We start from the raw sequence: 15,532 nt of genomic DNA on the forward strand, positions 1-15,532 counted from the left end.
GTCATCACCTCGCCTGCACATCCTTGTGAACAGCGCGGCGATGTTCCGCGCGTAACGCGCCCACGGCGCGCTGCGTAGTCTGCCACGAGCGCCGCAACAGCGGCCGATGGTGGCATCGCAGCGAGGAAGAGACATCCGCATGAATCTGTCGTTCAAAATCGCCGAACAAGGCGAGGGATCTTATCGTCCGCTTGCCATCCTGCGCTGGGTCATGGTGGTGATCTTCGTGGCGTTCGGCATGCAGAAGTTCACGCTGCAATCGGCGCAAGGCATCGTGCAGTTCATCAGCAATAGCCCGTTTATCTCGTGGCTTTCCGTGTTCGGCCTCCGCGGCGAGGCCTATGTGCTCGGTGTCGCCGAATTCGGCATCGCCGTGCTGCTGGCCGCCGGCGCGTTCAGCCCGCTGCTGTCGGCGCTCGGTTCGCTGATGGGCGTGATCACCTTTGCCATCACGTGGTCGTTCTTCTTCACGACTCCCGGGGTGGTCAAATGGAGCCTGTCGACCGATCCAATGGCCTGGAACCTGGCCGGCGAGTTCCTGTTCAAGGACATCGTGCTGCTGTGCGTCTGCCTGGTGCTGCTGTTGGCGTCGTTGCCGCGGTCGATCGTCCGCTCGCGCGCCGCAAAGGTCCCGAACCTCGCGCTCGATGGTTAACTCACGCTTAATCCGCGATTGTGTGGCGCGAGCATCCGGAACAGGACAATTCGCCGCAGGCGGGCACGTCTTGTCACTCGAATCCGATCAGCCTATGCAACCGTTGATTGACGAATTGTTGCTACTAGGAAACGGTCCCCGGTTGGGAGCGGAATGTGACGAAGTCAGACATATCGATGGCCGGCCCGGAAAGCGTTGGTCTTGCCTTTGCGTCGAAGCACGCTCCCGACATTTTCAAACACCCCGCTTTTTTTAGTGTGATTTCAGTTCCCGCACCGTGGCTGGAGTGGGAGGGCGGCCGCGATCGCGATTTCCGGGAGTGACCCCCGGGACAAGCGATCGGGCCGCCCCTTTCCCGGCTGGGGCAGGTAACGGTGGAAGGCGCGCAATCGTGAATTCGGACGCGTAGGTTCCATCGCTAGGATCGCGATGTCGCCATCTCTGGATGGCTGAATGGGTTTGCCTGCGGGGTACATCGCAACATCGTCCCGATTTCGCTCTTGATGAAACAATGGTTCCCGGTCCGGATCGCGGCCGTCCTGCTTGCCGTCGCTGCTAGCGCGATTGTGGCGGCGCGCGCGGATTCCGACATGGATGCGCAGATCAGGGATATCGTCACGACGGAACTGGCGCCGACCGTGACTGCAGCCGATCCCGGCGGCCTTGCCGCGGCGGTCTATGCCGGCGGCCGGGTCGGCTTCTTCAACTACGGCTTCGCGGACGCTGCCGGGAAGCGGCCGATCACTTCAGACACGCTGTTCAATCTCGCCTCGCTGCGCAAGCTGGTCGAAGCGACGCTGGTTGCGCTCGGCACCGAGCGCGGCGAATTGCGGCTGGATGATCCCGTCGGCAAATATCTGCCCGAACTGCACGGCGACTATGTCAGCCGCGTCACCATCGGCGAACTCGTCAACCATACGTCGGGGCTGCTGCTGCCGACCGATCATCCGCCATGGCCTAACGAGACCTTCAGCCGGGATCAGTTCGTCGCGATGCTCAATGCATGGACGCCGCCTGAGGGCGTCGAGCCCGGCAAGCAGCGCATCTACAGCCACGCCGGCTATGTCCTGTTGCAGCTGGTGCTGGAGCGGCGCTACGGCACGCCGATCGCGACGCTGATCGAGAGCCGCATCCTCAAGCCGCTCGGAATGACATCGACCTTCGTTCCTGACCGTGCCGAAGACAACCGCGCGACGGTCGCGCCCGAGATCATGCAGCGCATGGTCCAGGGCTACGCCCACGATGGCACGCCGATCGGCCCAATCGGCGATCAGCAGAGCTATTACGATTTTCCGGGCACCGGTCAGATGTTCTCGTCGGCGCGCGATCTCGGCACCTTGCTGCGCGCCTGTCTCGACGGCGCGGTGATCGATCCCGAATTGCGCGCGGCGTTGCAGATGACCGAGCGCGAGAGCTTTCGCGTCGATGCGAAGTTCGGCCAGGCGATGGCATGGGAGCATGTGCGGCTGGACGGCGTCACCGTCATCGACAAGCCCGGCGGGCTCAACAATGCCTCGGCCTATATCGGCCTAGTGCCTGCGCGCAGGTTCGGCATCGTGCTGCTCGCCAATCGCGGCGACTATCCGCACGAGATCGCACGCTACAGGATTCTTCCGGCACTCGTGCGACTCTGATCAAAACGAAAGCACTTTAGCTACATCGCGTGCCAATCCGATGACACGGTCCGTGCGGCGGGGCAGAGGACGCATGCGAAAATCGTGATGGCCTAACACCCCGATCGGCTGTATAAGCCGGTAGCTTCTTCTCCCGCTTGAAGAGGCTGATATGACCGATATTAATCCTGATCTGCACATCTGGCTGTCGCAACAGCCCCACGGCCTGCGGACCTTCAGGAATTTCCAGCAAAAACTCGAGATCTTGAGCAAGGCCGACCCGGAGCAACGCGGCGTTTGCCGGCTGTTGAGCGGCCTCGTCGGCAACTACGTCGAAGCCTTCGATGAGGAGCCGCTGCCGGTTGCGGTCGCCGACCGCGCCTATGGCCGCCTGCTCGATCTCGTCGCAAGCCTTGATCTGAAGGGCAATCCCGACCGCCGCCTCGCCGATATCAACCGCATCGCGTCCTGCGATCTCTTGAATTAAGCGTGCTTCATCTGCGCGCGGCTGCGAGCTCGCGATAGAGCGCGGCATAGCGGCCGGCGCGGTTGTGCCAGGAGACATCGGTGGCCATGCCGGCCTGCTGCAGCCGGCGCCAGGTCACCTTGTCGTTGAACAGCAGGTTCGCCGTGCGCAAGCCGTGGGCGAGTGCCTCCGAAGTCACGGGGGCGAACTTGATGCCGGTTGCCGCACTGCCGGTGACGGTGGCTTCGTCGAAGCCTAGCACCGTGTCGGCAAGGCCGCCGACATTGGCAACGATCGGGATCGCGCCGTAGCGCAACGCGCAGAGCTGGGTGAGGCCGCACGGCTCGAACCGCGACGGCACCGCGAGCGCATCGGAGCCAGCCTGGATCAGGTGCGCCAGCGCCTCGTCATAGCCGATCACGACTGCGATCCGTCCCGGATTGTCGCGCGCCAGCGCGGCGTAGCGATCCTGCAGATCGCGATCGCCGCTGCCGAGCAGCGCGAGCTGAATGCCTTCGGCAAGCAGGGTTGGAATGTTCTCGAGCAGCAGGTCGAGGCCCTTCTGCCATGACAGCCGGCTGATGACGCCGAGCAGCATCGCATCCGGCGCAGGATCAAGCCCGAAGCGCCGCTGCAGCGCCGCCTTGTTGGCCGCGCGCTCCGGTATCTGCGGGGCGCTGAAGCGCGCCGCGATATCGGGGTCGATCGCCGGATTCCACACCGCGATATCGATGCCGTTGAGGATGCCGCTCAGCACGTCGGCGCGTTCGCGCAGCAGGCCGCCGAGCCCCATGCCGCCCTCGTCCGTCTGGATCTCCTGCGCATAGGTCGGCGACACCGTGGTGATGCGGTCGGCGAATTGCAGGCCGGCCTTCAACAGGCTGATGGTGCCGTAATATTCGACGCCGTGCAGCGAGTAGGCCTCGCCGGGCAGGCCGAACGTCGCCAGCATCTCCGGCGAGAACTGGCCCTGATAGGCCAGGTTGTGCACGGTCATCACCGTGCCCGGCCGCGGTTGTCCGCCATAATGCAGATAGGCCGGGGCGAGGCCGGCCTGCCAGTCATGCGCATGCACGATATCGGGGATGAAGGAGGCGATCGCACCGCGGCCGATGTCGGCCGCCATCCGCGACAGCGCCGCAAAGCGGATGCCGTTGTCGGGCCAGTCGCGTCCGTCGGGGCCGACATAGGGATTGCCGGGGCGTGCATAAAGGTGCGGCGCGTCGAGCGCGAGAAGATCGAGGCCGTCATGCGTGCCGCCGAGCACGCGGACCGGCCCGCCATAAAACTCCGGCCAGTGCAGCAGCGTCTCGGCCGAGGCCAGGGCGCTCAGCACAGCGGGATAGCCGGGCACCAGCGTCCGCGTCGTGACGCCGTGCTGCTGCAGCGCCGCCGGCAGCGCGCCGACCACGTCGGCGAGGCCGCCGGTCTTGACGATCGGGTAGACTTCCGAGGCGACCGCGAGGACGCGCAGTTGCGTCATGTGACGAGCCTGTCGATCATCGACTGCGTGATCAGCGTGATCCCGTTCTCGGTGGTGCGGAAGCGCTTGCCGTCGAATTCGGGATCCTCGCCGACCACGAGCCCCTCCGGAATCCGCACGCCGCGATCGATCACGACGTTTTTGAGCCGCGCGCCGCGGCCGATGTTCACATAGGGCATGATCACCGCGTTCTCGACACTGGCGTAGGAATTGACGTGGACACCGGTGAACAGCAGCGACCGTCGCAGCGACGCCCCTGAGATGATGCAGGCACCCGAGACCAGCGAGGTCACCGCCTGGCCGCGCCGTCCGTCCTCGTCGTGGACGAACTTGGCGGGCGGAGTGATCTCGGCATAGGTCCAGATCGGCCATGATCGATCGTAGAGATCGAGCTCCGGCACCACGTCGGTGAGATCGATGTTGGCACCCCAATAGGCATCGACGGTGCCGGCATCGCGCCAGTAGGAGCGGGGATCGTCGCCGGAGCGGACGCAGGAATCGTTGAACTGATGCGCGATCGCCCGGCCGTGCTTGACGATATGGGGAATGATGTCCTTGCCGAAATCGTGCGCCGAGTTCGGGTCGGCGGCATCGCGGCGCAATTCGTCGAACAGAAATTCCGAATTGAAGACATAGATGCCCATGCTGGCGAGCGACTTGTCGGGCTTGCCGGGCATCGGTGGCGGATCGGCGGGTTTCTCCAGGAAGGATTGGATCAGGCCGGTGTCGTCGATATGCATGATGCCGAAGGCGCTGGATTCCGCGCGCGGCATTTCGAGGCAGCCGACCGTGACGTCGGCGCCGCTTTCGACATGCTGCTTCAGCATGATCTCGTAGTCCATCTTGTAGACATGGTCGCCGGCGAGCACCAAAATGTACTTGGTGCCGTGCGCCTCGAGGATGTCGATGTTCTGGTAGACCGCGTCGGCCGTGCCGACGTACCACATCGTTTCAGACACGCGCTGGCTTGCGGGCAGGATGTCAAAGCTCTCGTTGCGTTCCGGGCGGAAGAAGTTCCAGCCGCCTTGCAGATGCCGGATCAGGCTGTGTGCCTTGTACTGGGTCGCCACCGCGATGCGGCGGATGCCCGAATTCACCGCATTGGAGAGCGCGAAATCGATGATGCGGGATTTGCCGCCGAAATAGACGGCGGGCTTGGCGCGCTTGTCGGTCAGCTCCTGAAGCCTGCTGCCGCGTCCGCCGGCCAGCACGAAAGCGAGGGCGTGACGCGACAATGGTTCATTTCCGACTGGTCTCATGGTCATCCTCCCAGAACTTCAGGCGTGGCTCCGCTACCTTCTCTTGTCCGGAAGGCCTGATCGGGCGCCAATGGGGCCGATTGGAACGTTAGCAAGCGCGCCCCGGTTGAGCAAAGCGGATGGCAGACTTTCGTTCCCCGGACCCTGGCTCATGAGGATCGGGGTTGCGGGCTGGTTAAGCCTATTGACGAGACGCGATTTCGGCCTAGAGCAGGCCTGCGCATTTTCTCGCCCAGGCCAGCAACTCATGACACTTTCTTCCGTCACCTCCCAGAACATCCGTGCAACGCTGTTACTGCGCCGGGAGATCGCGCTGCTAGACGTCAGGCATGAGGCGGAATTCGCCACCGGCCATCCGCTGTTTGCCGCCAACATGGCGGCGGACCGGATCGCGCTCGAAGCCGAGCTGCGCCTGCCGCGCAAGGACGTGCCGATCGTGCTCTATGACGATGGCGAGGGACTGGTCGCTGCCGCGGCCGACCAGTTGCGGGCGCTGGGCTATGGCAACGTCGCCGCGCTCGCAGGCGGCTTGCAGGGCTGGAAGGCGGCCGGCTACGAGGTGTTCGAGGACGTCAACTCCTATGCCAAGGCGTTCGGCGAGCTGGTCGAGTCGCGCAGGCATACGCCCTCGCTCAGCGCCGACGAGGTCGCCGCGCTGATCTCGGCCAAGGCCAACATCGCGATCCTCGATGTCCGCCGCTTCGACGAATATGCCACCATGAACATCCCGGGGTCGGTCAGCGTGCCCGGCGCGGAGCTGGTGCTGCGCGCGGGAAGCGCGGCGCCCGATCCCGACACCACGATCATCGTCAACTGCGCCGGCCGCACCCGCTCGATCATCGGCACCCAGTCGCTGATCAACGCGGGGTTGCCCAACAAGGTGCGGGCGCTGCGCAACGGCACGATCGGCTGGACGCTCGCGAAACACCATCTCGAACACGGCGCCGGCAAGCGCGGCGACGTCGGGCCGTTCGCGGGCGCTGCTGCCAATGCGCGCGACGTCGCCTATCGCGCCGCCGTCCGTCACATCGGCACCAGCGAACTCGTGGCGCTGGAGGGTGACGCGTATCGCACGTTGTACCGCTTCGACGTCCGCGATGCGGAGGAATATCCCGCAGGCCATCTTGCCGGCTTCCGCCATTATGCCGGCGGCCAGCTGGTCCAGGAGATCGACATGGCCGCGCCCGTGCGCGGCGCGCGCATCGTGCTGACCGACGACAGGAGCATCCGCGCCGACATGACGGCATCCTGGCTCGCGCAGATGGGCTGGGAAACTTACGTGCTCGACGGCGGCTATGACGGCCGGCTGGACGTCGGCCCGCCACGCGTCGTACCGCGGCCTGACCCCGCACATCGCTACCGGCGCCCTTATGAAGGCACCGGCGTCGCGGAGCAGGCGATGCAGGCCTATCTCGATTGGGAGTACGGCCTCGTTGACCAGCTCCGACGCGACGGCACGCATGGGTTTTATGTGATCTAGTCTGCCACGCGGCGCGGGAGTTTTCCGTATCCGTCATGGCCGGGACAAGCCCGGCCATGGCGGCGGCGGCCGCTACTTCGGCAGCGCGATCGGCGTCAGCTTGAACGGGCCGGGGTCCTTGCCCTTGTTCTCGCCGATCACGTAGGACAGCTTGCCCTCGGCGACCCAGCCGACGTCGCCGACCTCGGTCACTGAGACCGGCTCGGCCAGACCATCCTTGATGGTGTCGATCGTGGCCTCGCCGCCCTTCACCGTGACCTTGTCGAGCTTGCCGTTGCCCTCGATCAGCAGGAAGCCGCTGCCATGGGCGCGCAGCGCGTCGGCGTGGTCGAGCGGCCGCGACGGCTTCAGCTCGGTCACGGCGCCGGCCTTGCCGTCATTCACCTCGATCTTGAACAATTTTGCCGGGATGAAGGTCGTGACATAGAGATTGCCGTCGGCGCCGATCGCAATCCCGTCGAGCCCGACGCCGTCCTTGGCCGGCGCGAGCTGCGGATCGGTGGCGAATGTCGCGAGCGCGGTGCCGCCGGGCTTCAGGCTGTAGACCAACGGCGCGAAGGAATCGCTGACATAGGCGGTGCCGTCGGCGCCGACCACGATGTCGTTGCAGAACGATTTCGGATCGCTTAGGGCAAAGCTGCCTTTCGGTGCGCCGCTCTTGAGATCGAAGGTCTTCAGCCATGCGCCTTTGGTGTCGCCCGGCCCCGCGACGCCCATCGCGCTGATGTCGTTGGAGCAGACATAGAGCGTGCCGCTCTTCTCGTCGGCGAGCACGCCGAGCGTCGAGCGGCTGTCGGCAGCGCCAGGCTTGACCAGCTGCTCGGCCTTGCCGCCCGAGATCTTGGTCACGCCGCCATGATTGAAGCTGCCAACATATAGTGTGCCGTCGGAGGTCGAGGTCACGCTCTCCGGGAAACTCTTGTCGGGAACGCCGACCGGAGCTGTTTCGGCGCGTGCTATGGTGGCCGAGCCAAGCGCGAGAACGGTGGCCGTCGCGCTCAGCAGGGCTGCGCGGCGGATCTTGAGCAGTTCTCCCGTTGCGTGCGGACGTCCCGCGTCGCCTTTGTTCTTTATCATGATCGCGTTTCCTCGATGGAGCTGGTTGGACCAGGCAGGAATTGTGAGGCGATCGTCTCCGGCCGATGATTGTTGTGCGCAGGGTTCCCGACCGGATTGTTCACCCGCCTGCCTTGTCGGGTTCGATATATACGATAGTATATAGCGTACGGGAAGCAGCGAGCGCTGAAGAGCGCGTCATGGAACAGGAATTGGCATCGTACCACCAATGCGTGTGCTGCGGTGGCGTCATCGACGGCTCGCCGACAATGGTGCGGTCGGATTCGAACCGTGCATCGGCCTGTTTACGGATCAGTGTGCGTTCGTCTGCAACGAACGCACCGTGAGCATGATCGCGGCCGCAGCACGGGCGCAGGCAGGAAGCGGTGCGGCGGAGGTCATAAGGCGGGATGCTTCCGGTTCCGTCATTGCGAGGAGCACAAGCGACGAAGCAATCCATCTATCCCTTTGCCGAGAGATGGATTGCTTCGCTGCGCTCGCAATGACGGAGTGACTTAGTCCGGGCTGAACGCGTCGTAGACCAGCTTGCGGAACGCGGGCGTGATGCGCTGGCGTTCGTTCTGGGTCTGCTCGAGCATGATGTAGATCATGTCGAGCTTCGGATCGACGCCGAAATAGGTGCCGCTGCCGCTGTCCCATTTCAACTCGCCGATCGAGCCGGGCGGCGGCGGCTTAGCGATGCCGGGATCGGTGCGCACGGCGATGCCGTAGCCATAACCGAAGCCGTCGCCGGGGAAGTACCAGTAGTCGCGGCCGACGCCGGAGCCCGGGCCGATATGGTCCGTCGTCATGGTCTTGAAGGCGGCCGGACTGAGATAGCGTTTGCCGTCGAGCTCGCCGCCGTTGAGCAGCATCTGCGCGAACCGCGCATAGTTGAGAATAGTCGACACCAGGCCGCCGCCGCCGGATTCCCATTCCGGATGCGCACGCCGGTCGTTTTCGCCCTCGATCAGGATCTTGTCGGAGGGCAGCGGCTCGGCCAGCCGCGTCCGCTCGGTCTCGGCATCGAGCACGTATCTGGTGTCGTTCATCTTGAGGGGATCGAACAGGCGCTCCTTCTCGAACTGATAGAGCGTCTTGCCCGAGACGATTTCGATTACCCGGCCGAGCACGTCGGTGGAATGACCGTAGCGCCACAGCGTGCCGGGCTGCCGCGACAGCGGCAGCTTGGCGAGCCTTGCTGTGAATTCCTTGTTGTCGAACTTGCCGTCGAACAGATGTCCGGCGCGGTAGATCTTCTGGATCCAGTCGGCACCGATATATTCGTAGGTGATGCCCGAAGTGTGCCGCATGATATCTTCGATGGTCACCGGGCGGATCGGCGGCACCAGTTCCACCTTGGCCGGATCGTTGCCGCCGTCCGGTTCGATGGCGACCTTCACGTCGGCGAAGGCTGGAATGTATTTCGACAGCGGGTCCTGCGGCGACAGCTTGCCCTCGTCGACCAGCATCATCGCGGCGGTGTTGGTGATCGGCTTGGTCATCGAATGCAGCGCGAACATCGTGTCCGGCCGCATTGGCGATTTGGTCGTGACGTCGCGATAGCCGAAGGTCTTGAGATAGACCTGCTTGCCGTGCTGCTGGATCAGGATCACCGCGCCGGGAATCTTCCCGCTGTTGACCTCGTTGTTGAAGAATTCGGTGATGCGTTCGAGCTTGTCCGGCGACGGGGCAGGGGCGTCGGAGGCGCGCGCCGTGCCCGATGTGACAAACGCAAGACACAAGATCGCGGCCACTGCCTGACAAAGCATCCGCACGGCAATCCGGACTGCCCGATGATATCCGCACGTCATTGGAAAGCCTGCCCCTGCCTGATGCCTTGAACGCTCGATTTTTTAGCGCGAACGCCCCAGCACAATAATCTTTTTCGGGCGAGTTTATTCCCGGACGATGGTCGAAATTTGGGTGCTCGCCGAAGCAGCTTTACCATACTGCCACAGCAGGTCTTATCGAGAAAACCGGATGCTCTAAGGAATTTCTTAAGGCGGCTGCAACTTAGTTTTGCGATCCATGGGAATCCACAGGACGATCGGCCCCTATCAGATGGATGCAGAAACCAAAGTCGTCTCGCTGTCGCTGCTTGCGGCATTCATCTTGATCGGCCTGATTTGGATTGCAATTTCGCTTACCAAGCCGGACTGCCCGCCCGGCTTGGCTGCAATACGCGTATCGAAGTACGAAGGCGGCGGCTGGCGCTGCCTCCCGCCGCGACCGTGCATTGATAATCGTTTTCTGGCTTTTTTGTTTAATCGAGAATGCCAGTCGCCCAGTTCGGTACGACTCTAAAGCAGGAAGCCCGGGTCACCACCTCGGGAGTTCGCCAGCCGTCCGAAAATCGAAATAGACCACCGGCAAGATCAATCAGGCCGGTTAGCTGGAACCAGGCCAGTCCTGAATTTACACAATTTGCGTCGCGCCGACGGGCGTGCGCACCGCATTCGACAGCACCTGCAGCGCCTGGCCCAGTTCGGCGCGGTTGCGCGCCGCACCCAGCGACACGCGCAGGCCACGCGGCGCGGCTTCGCCCGCCGCAAAGGCGTCTTCGCCGACCACGGCGAGGCCGTTGCGCATCAGATGCGACAGCAGGTCGGTGCCGTCGAAATGCTTCGGCAGCGGCATCCAGAGATGGTGGCTCGCCGGCCGCGCCGCATAGCTGACGCCTTTGAGGAAGCGGGTCGCAAGCAGCTGGCGCGCGGCCGCCTCGTTGCGGACGGCGCGGATGATCTCGGCGGCGACGCCGGAACGCAGCCATTGCGTGACCAGCGCGACCATCAGCGACGGCGGCATCTGCATGGTGGCCTGCATGCCGGCGCGCATGCGCTGCTCGGCGGCGGCATCGGGTGCCAGGAGATAGGCGACGCGCAGCGCCGGCGCGATGCATTTTGCGATGCTCGCGGCGTAGTAGGTGCGCTCCGGAATCAGCGTTGCGATCGGCGCCATCTGCGGTTCGAGCGGGCCGTAGACGTCGTCCTCGATCAGGACGCAGCCGCGCTTGCTGATGATATCGGCGATCGCCTTGCGCCGCGCCGCGCCCATGGTCGCGGTGGTCGGATTCTGCTGCGTCGGAATCAGGTACACCGCCTTCGGCTTGTGCTTGCGGCAGGCCTCGTCGAGCGCGTCGGGCCTCGCGCCCTCCGCGTCCATCGCAACGCCGACCAGGCGGACATCGAGCCGCGCCGCCGCGGCCTTGATGCCGGGAAACGTCAGTGCCTCGGTCAGCACCACGTCGCCGGGCGACGTCAGTGCCAGCAGGGCGTTGAAGATGATCGCCTGCGCGCCCGGATAGATCACGATGCGGTCGGCGGATGCGTTCGGCACGCGCGGCTGTAGCCACGCGGCGCCGATCTGGCGTTCCTCAGTGGTGCCGCCGGGACGCGTATAGCCGAGATAGGCGGAGAACCCCGCCTCGGAGCGGATGGTGGCAAGTCCCTGCGCGATGCGCAGATCGAGATTGGCCTCGACCGGCTGCGGCGGCAGGTTCATCGACAGGTCGATGTTGACGGGCGCGGGCAGGTCGGACGCTGCGCGTTGGGTGGTCTCCGAGACGAAGGTGCCCTGGCCGACGCGGGCATCGAGCAGTCCGCGCCGCCGCGCCTCGCCATAGGCGCGCGTCACCGTGGTGAGATCGATGTCGAGCGCGGTCGCTAGCGCGCGATGGGTTGGCAGCCGCTGGCCGCGCACCAGCCGGCCGCTCGCGATATCGGCGGCAAGCGCATCGACGATGCGCAGGAATATCGGGCCGTGCCATTCCGAAACTGTAGGGATCCAATCCATGCAATTCGGCGCTTTGTCTTGATTGTATGCTATCGAGCGCATATTGTATGGATCATCAGATCAGGTCAAGGACAACAGCCAAAGGAACACGGCAATGACCGAGACGGTTTCCCTGCCAAAGGCGATGATGCGCGGTTTTGCGATGAAGTGCCCGAACTGCGGGCGCGGCCATCTGTTCGGGCGCTTTCTGAAGGTGGCGGACCATTGCGAGGCTTGCGGAGAGGACTTCACCCCGCAGCGCGCCGACGATTTCCCGGCCTATCTCGTGATCGTCGTTGTCGGCCACGTCGTGGTGCCGGCCCTGCTCTGGATGGAAATGACCTACGCGCCGCCGGCCTGGCTGCAACTGGCGATCTGGCTGCCGGTGACCCTGTTCAGCGCGCTCGCGCTGTTGCAGCCGACCAAGGGCGCGATCGTCGGCCTGCAGTGGCAACTCGGGATGGAGGGATTCGCGGCGACGCGGCGAGCGGTTGCGCCGGTGCGGAATGGCGTCGGGCGGACTCGCGAAGCTTGAGGCGGACTACGGAATTGTAGCCCGGATGAAGCGCAGCGAAATCCGGGGTCGTCCCACGGGCGATACCGTCCCGGATTGCGCTTCGCTCCATCCGGGCTGCGGATCTTCAAACCGGATGGTGATGCGGCCGGAACATGCGGCCCTTCTCCGTCACCAGCACGACCGCAAGCGCGGCCAGCGTGCACAGGAAGAAGCCGGTCGCGAACGGAAGCAGCGTGCCGTTGTAATCCTGGCCGATCGTGGTGCCCACCCCGATCCCGAGCAGCGTGGTGATGGTGCCGTAGAGCGAGGAGGCGGTGCCCGCGATCCTGCCCTGCGGCTCCATCGCGAGCGCGGTGAAGTTCGCCATCATCAGCCCGAAGGCGAACATCATCAGGCCCGACAGCGCCATGAACAGCGGCAGCGACAGCGTGTCGGTCTTCGCCGCGAGCAGCAGCGCGCCGGCGACCGCGGCAAAGCCGGTCAGCGCGGCGTGCGAGATCACCCGCATGCCGATGCGGCCGACGATGCGTGAATTGAGGAAGCCGGCGATCGCAACGCCGACCGCGCATGCGGCGAAGGCGACCGGGAAGTAATGTCCGAGCTTGAATATCTCGGTGAAGATCTGCTGCGACGAGAACACGAAGGCGAACAGCGAGCCCTGCACGCCGCCGGCGGCAAGCGCATAGCCGAGCGTCTGGCGGTTGGTGACGGTCTGGCGGAACGCGGACAGCACCTCCGGGATCGCCAGCGACTTGCGCATCTCCTGCGGCAGCGTCTCCGGCATCCGCATCGCGCTCCACGCCAGTGCGATCACGCCATAGATCATCAAAAGCACGAAGATGCCGCGCCAATGTGTCAGCAGCATCACTGCCTGGCCGAAGGACGGCGCGATCACAGGCACCGCGATGAACACCATCATCGCGAGCGACATCACGCTTGCCATGCGCCGTCCGGCGTAGCAGTCGCGCACGATCGAGGTCGCAATCACGCGCGTTGCCGCGGTGCCGAGGCCTTGCAGCGCGCGCGCCAGCAGCAGCGTCTCGAACGACGGCGCCATGATCGCAAGCAGGCCGGCGATGGTATAGACGGTCATGCCGCCGAGCAGCACCGGGCGGCGGCCGAAGCGGTCCGACAGCGGGCCCATCACGAACTGGCCGACGCCGAAGCCGACCAGGAAGATCGACAGCACCATCTGCGGCCGGTTGGCGTCGGCGATCTGGAACGCGGAGCGGATGTTCGGCAGCGCCGGCAGCATCATGTCCATCGCCAGCGGGTTCAGCGCCATGATGGAGGCGATGACGACGACAAATTCGGGAAAACCCATCGGGCGGTGGCCTGAGGAAACCCAGGCATCGGCATTGATGTCAGACACTTAAGACCTCTTGGAGAGCCGGGATCATAATGCTCTTGCTGCGTTGCACAATCCGCGTTTCGGGATGGGAGACCGTCGGCGGTGGCTGAGGTAATCCGGTCATGGAACCGGGCTTGCTGGTGTTCCAACAGCCATATCGTTGCTGCTGCAACTATTTTGCTCGTGCCGCGCAAAAACCTCTGCTAATCCCGGGGCCAGCATCCGTGCCGGACAGGCGCCTCGCCACCGTTCGCGCCCGCACGGCCAAGAACAAGTTCAAGAACGGGTTTTGGGGAGGCCACATGTCCATCGAAATGTCCGCGCGCTCGCGCGGCGCTACGCTGTCGGATGAGGAGCGCAAGGTCCTCACGGCAACGCTCGTCGGCACCACGATCGAATGGTACGACTTCTTCGTCTACGCCCAGGCGGCGGGCCTGGTGTTCGGCGCGCTGTTCTTCGCGCCGATGAACGCGAACAATCCGTTGCTGGCGCAGATCGTCGCGTTTGCGACGCTCGGCCTGTCATTCCTGTTCCGCCCGCTCGGCGCCATCGTCTGCGGCCATCTCGGCGACCGCTTCGGGCGCAAGAACATGCTGGTCGTTACGCTGCTGCTGATGGGGGCGGCGACCGCGCTGGTCGGCCTGCTGCCGACCTATGCGCAGATCGGCGCCTGGGCGCCGGCACTCCTTATTCTTCTCCGCATCCTGCAGGGCTTCTCGGCGGGCGGCGAGTGGGGCGGCGCGGCGCTGATGTCGGTGGAGTCGGCGCCTCGCGACAAGCGCAGCTTCTTCGGCTCGTTCCCGCAGATCGGCACGCCGCTCGGCATGATCCTCGCGACCGGCGTGTTGTGGGTGCTCACCACGACGCTCGGCAAGCAGGCGATGATCGAGTGGGGCTGGCGCATCCCGTTCCTGCTGTCGATCCTCCTGATCGTCGTCGGCATCGTGATCCGCCGTACCGTCGAGGAATCGCCGGTGTTCCAGGCGATGCAGCGGCGGCACAAGGAATCCTCCGCGCCGCTCAAGGAATTGATGCGCAACCACAGCAAGGAGATTCTCCGCACCGCGCTGATCTTCATGGCCAACAATGCGGCCGGCTACATCCTGATCGCGTTCCTGATCAGCTACGGTGCCAACACGCTGAAGATGCCGTCCGAGCAGCTGCTGCTGATCGGTACACTCGCGGCGGTGAGCTGGTTCATCTTCACGCTGGTCGGCGGTATCCTCGGCGACAGAATAGGCCGCGTCCGCTGCTTCCAAATCGGCTACTCCCTGATGGTGCTGTGGGCGGTGCCGATGTGGTTCCTGATCGACAGCAAGAACTTGCTGCTGTTCTTCGGCAGCGCCGTCGGCCTCACCGTCGCGCTCGGCCTGTCCTACGGTCCGCAGGCCGCGCTCTATGCGGAGCTGTTTCCGGCCAAGGTGCGCTATTCCGGTGTCTCGATCGGCTACGCGCTCGGCGCCATCTTCGGCGGCGCTTTCGCGCCGATGATCGCGCAATGGATCATCGGCACCTACGGCCAGTCCTGGCGCGTCGGCGTCTACATCGCGGTGCTGTCGCTGATCTCGCTGATCACGGTGTCGACGATTAGGGATCCGCAGGGCGTCGATCTCAACGTGACTGACGCGAAGACGTAGGATCAGTACGGCCCGGGTTCGCTCCTCCGTCATTGCGAGGACCGAAGCGACGAAGCAAATAAGGGCCTCAACAAGCAACGAAGGCTGCAATCGCAAGGGGGGAGATGTTTCGCATCGGGAGTTTGCCCTCATCTCAGCCGAAAGTTGGCCGCCTCAGCCTGGGAAGATTGTGTGACGCGCGGAAGATGACATCACATGAGCCTCCGCCGAGGCCGCGCGGCACACTATCGACAGACTCGTT

14 protein-coding genes are annotated in these 15,532 nt (G+C 64.4%); 8 read left to right on the forward strand and 6 right to left on the reverse strand.

The features are described 5' to 3' along the window. Window positions 1–139 precede the first annotated feature (139 nt). From ACVILL_RS24035 to ACVILL_RS24050, 4 genes are all read left to right on the forward strand, one after another. Window positions 140–655 carry a DUF417 family protein gene (locus tag ACVILL_RS24035; protein WP_456731295.1) on the forward strand — a complete coding sequence of 172 codons (516 nt, stop codon included), beginning with the start codon at window positions 140–142 and terminating at the stop codon, window positions 653–655. A gap of 155 nt (window positions 656–810) precedes the next feature. Then, window positions 811–978, forward strand: coding sequence for a hypothetical protein (locus ACVILL_RS24040; protein WP_456731296.1), 168 nt, complete (start codon window positions 811–813; stop codon window positions 976–978). 180 nt (window positions 979–1,158) lie between these two features. Next, window positions 1,159–2,289, forward strand: coding sequence for a serine hydrolase (locus ACVILL_RS24045; protein ID WP_456731297.1), 1,131 nt, complete (start codon window positions 1,159–1,161; stop codon window positions 2,287–2,289). A 151-nt stretch (window positions 2,290–2,440) separates the two neighbouring features. After that, window positions 2,441–2,755, forward strand: coding sequence for a hypothetical protein (locus ACVILL_RS24050; RefSeq protein ID WP_456731298.1), 315 nt, complete (start codon window positions 2,441–2,443; stop codon window positions 2,753–2,755). Window positions 2,756–2,762: 7 nt separating this feature from the next. Here ACVILL_RS24050 and glgA read toward each other — a convergent pair whose 3' ends face one another. Both glgA and glgC read right to left on the reverse strand, forming a co-directional pair. Then, window positions 2,763–4,217 carry a glycogen synthase GlgA gene (glgA, locus tag ACVILL_RS24055; protein ID WP_456731299.1) on the reverse strand — a complete coding sequence of 485 codons (1,455 nt, stop codon included), beginning with the start codon at window positions 4,215–4,217 and terminating at the stop codon, window positions 2,763–2,765. Then, a complete protein-coding gene (gene glgC, locus ACVILL_RS24060) occupies window positions 4,214–5,476 on the reverse strand; it encodes a glucose-1-phosphate adenylyltransferase (protein WP_456731300.1) in 1,263 nt (420 codons plus the stop codon). Before glgC ends, glgA begins: the two co-directional genes overlap by 4 nt. A 247-nt stretch (window positions 5,477–5,723) precedes the next feature. Between glgC and ACVILL_RS24065 the strand changes: the two genes are divergently transcribed. After that, window positions 5,724–6,956: a rhodanese-like domain-containing protein gene (locus ACVILL_RS24065; protein WP_456731301.1), complete on the forward strand. Its 1,233-nt coding sequence runs from the start codon at window positions 5,724–5,726 to the stop codon at window positions 6,954–6,956. Window positions 6,957–7,028: 72 nt separating this feature from the next. Here the strand turns inward: ACVILL_RS24065 and ACVILL_RS24070 are convergent, their stop codons facing one another. Both ACVILL_RS24070 and ACVILL_RS24075 read right to left on the reverse strand, forming a co-directional pair. After that, the gene (locus ACVILL_RS24070) at window positions 7,029–8,033 is read right to left on the reverse strand and encodes a hypothetical protein (protein ID WP_456731302.1); all 1,005 of its coding nucleotides are present in this window, start codon (window positions 8,031–8,033) and stop codon (window positions 7,029–7,031) included. 494 nt (window positions 8,034–8,527) lie between these two features. After that, the gene (locus ACVILL_RS24075; RefSeq protein WP_456731303.1) at window positions 8,528–9,784 is read right to left on the reverse strand and encodes a serine hydrolase domain-containing protein; all 1,257 of its coding nucleotides are present in this window, start codon (window positions 9,782–9,784) and stop codon (window positions 8,528–8,530) included. Window positions 9,785–10,076: 292 nt separating this feature from the next. Here ACVILL_RS24075 and ACVILL_RS24080 point away from each other — a divergent pair, with 292 nt between their 5' ends. Beyond that, complete coding sequence (locus tag ACVILL_RS24080) at window positions 10,077–10,319, forward strand: hypothetical protein (RefSeq protein WP_456731304.1); 243 nt, start codon at window positions 10,077–10,079, stop codon at window positions 10,317–10,319. Between the two features lie 111 nt (window positions 10,320–10,430). On the opposite strand, the gene ACVILL_RS24085 is transcribed toward ACVILL_RS24080, so the two are convergent. After that, window positions 10,431–11,807 (reverse strand): aminotransferase-like domain-containing protein, encoded by a 1,377-nt coding sequence (locus tag ACVILL_RS24085; RefSeq protein WP_456731305.1) that lies wholly within the window; start codon window positions 11,805–11,807, stop codon window positions 10,431–10,433. 94 nt (window positions 11,808–11,901) lie between these two features. Between ACVILL_RS24085 and ACVILL_RS24090 the strand changes: the two genes are divergently transcribed. Continuing rightward, window positions 11,902–12,321 carry a DUF983 domain-containing protein gene (locus ACVILL_RS24090; RefSeq protein ID WP_456731306.1) on the forward strand — a complete coding sequence of 140 codons (420 nt, stop codon included), beginning with the start codon at window positions 11,902–11,904 and terminating at the stop codon, window positions 12,319–12,321. 106 nt (window positions 12,322–12,427) lie between these two features. Here ACVILL_RS24090 and ACVILL_RS24095 read toward each other — a convergent pair whose 3' ends face one another. Next, window positions 12,428–13,627: a multidrug effflux MFS transporter gene (locus ACVILL_RS24095; protein ID WP_456734349.1), complete on the reverse strand. Its 1,200-nt coding sequence runs from the start codon at window positions 13,625–13,627 to the stop codon at window positions 12,428–12,430. Window positions 13,628–13,956: 329 nt separating this feature from the next. Here ACVILL_RS24095 and ACVILL_RS24100 point away from each other — a divergent pair, with 329 nt between their 5' ends. Then, window positions 13,957–15,291: an MFS transporter gene (locus tag ACVILL_RS24100; protein WP_456731307.1), complete on the forward strand. Its 1,335-nt coding sequence runs from the start codon at window positions 13,957–13,959 to the stop codon at window positions 15,289–15,291. The last annotated feature ends 241 nt before the right edge of the window (window positions 15,292–15,532 follow it).

Source organism: Bradyrhizobium sp. USDA 3364 (assembly GCF_054056355.1).

Excerpts from the sequence above, each read along its gene's own strand:
- ACVILL_RS24035 (WP_456731295.1), top strand. The coding sequence starts at position 140 with ATGAATCTGTCGTTCAAAATCGCCGAACAAGGCGAGGGATCTTATCGT.
- ACVILL_RS24045 (WP_456731297.1), top strand. The coding sequence starts at position 1,159 with ATGAAACAATGGTTCCCGGTCCGGATCGCGGCCGTCCTGCTTGCCGTC.
- ACVILL_RS24050 (WP_456731298.1), top strand. The coding sequence starts at position 2,441 with ATGACCGATATTAATCCTGATCTGCACATCTGGCTGTCGCAACAGCCC.
- glgA (WP_456731299.1), bottom strand. The coding sequence starts at position 4,217 with ATGACGCAACTGCGCGTCCTCGCGGTCGCCTCGGAAGTCTACCCGATC.
- glgC (WP_456731300.1), bottom strand. The coding sequence starts at position 5,476 with ATGAGACCAGTCGGAAATGAACCATTGTCGCGTCACGCCCTCGCTTTC.
- ACVILL_RS24065 (WP_456731301.1), top strand. The coding sequence starts at position 5,724 with ATGACACTTTCTTCCGTCACCTCCCAGAACATCCGTGCAACGCTGTTA.
- ACVILL_RS24070 (WP_456731302.1), bottom strand. The coding sequence starts at position 8,033 with ATGATAAAGAACAAAGGCGACGCGGGACGTCCGCACGCAACGGGAGAA.
- ACVILL_RS24075 (WP_456731303.1), bottom strand. The coding sequence starts at position 9,784 with ATGCTTTGTCAGGCAGTGGCCGCGATCTTGTGTCTTGCGTTTGTCACA.
- ACVILL_RS24080 (WP_456731304.1), top strand. The coding sequence starts at position 10,077 with ATGGATGCAGAAACCAAAGTCGTCTCGCTGTCGCTGCTTGCGGCATTC.
- ACVILL_RS24085 (WP_456731305.1), bottom strand. The coding sequence starts at position 11,807 with ATGGATTGGATCCCTACAGTTTCGGAATGGCACGGCCCGATATTCCTG.
- ACVILL_RS24090 (WP_456731306.1), top strand. The coding sequence starts at position 11,902 with ATGACCGAGACGGTTTCCCTGCCAAAGGCGATGATGCGCGGTTTTGCG.
- ACVILL_RS24095 (WP_456734349.1), bottom strand. The coding sequence starts at position 13,627 with ATGGGTTTTCCCGAATTTGTCGTCGTCATCGCCTCCATCATGGCGCTG.
- ACVILL_RS24100 (WP_456731307.1), top strand. The coding sequence starts at position 13,957 with ATGTCCATCGAAATGTCCGCGCGCTCGCGCGGCGCTACGCTGTCGGAT.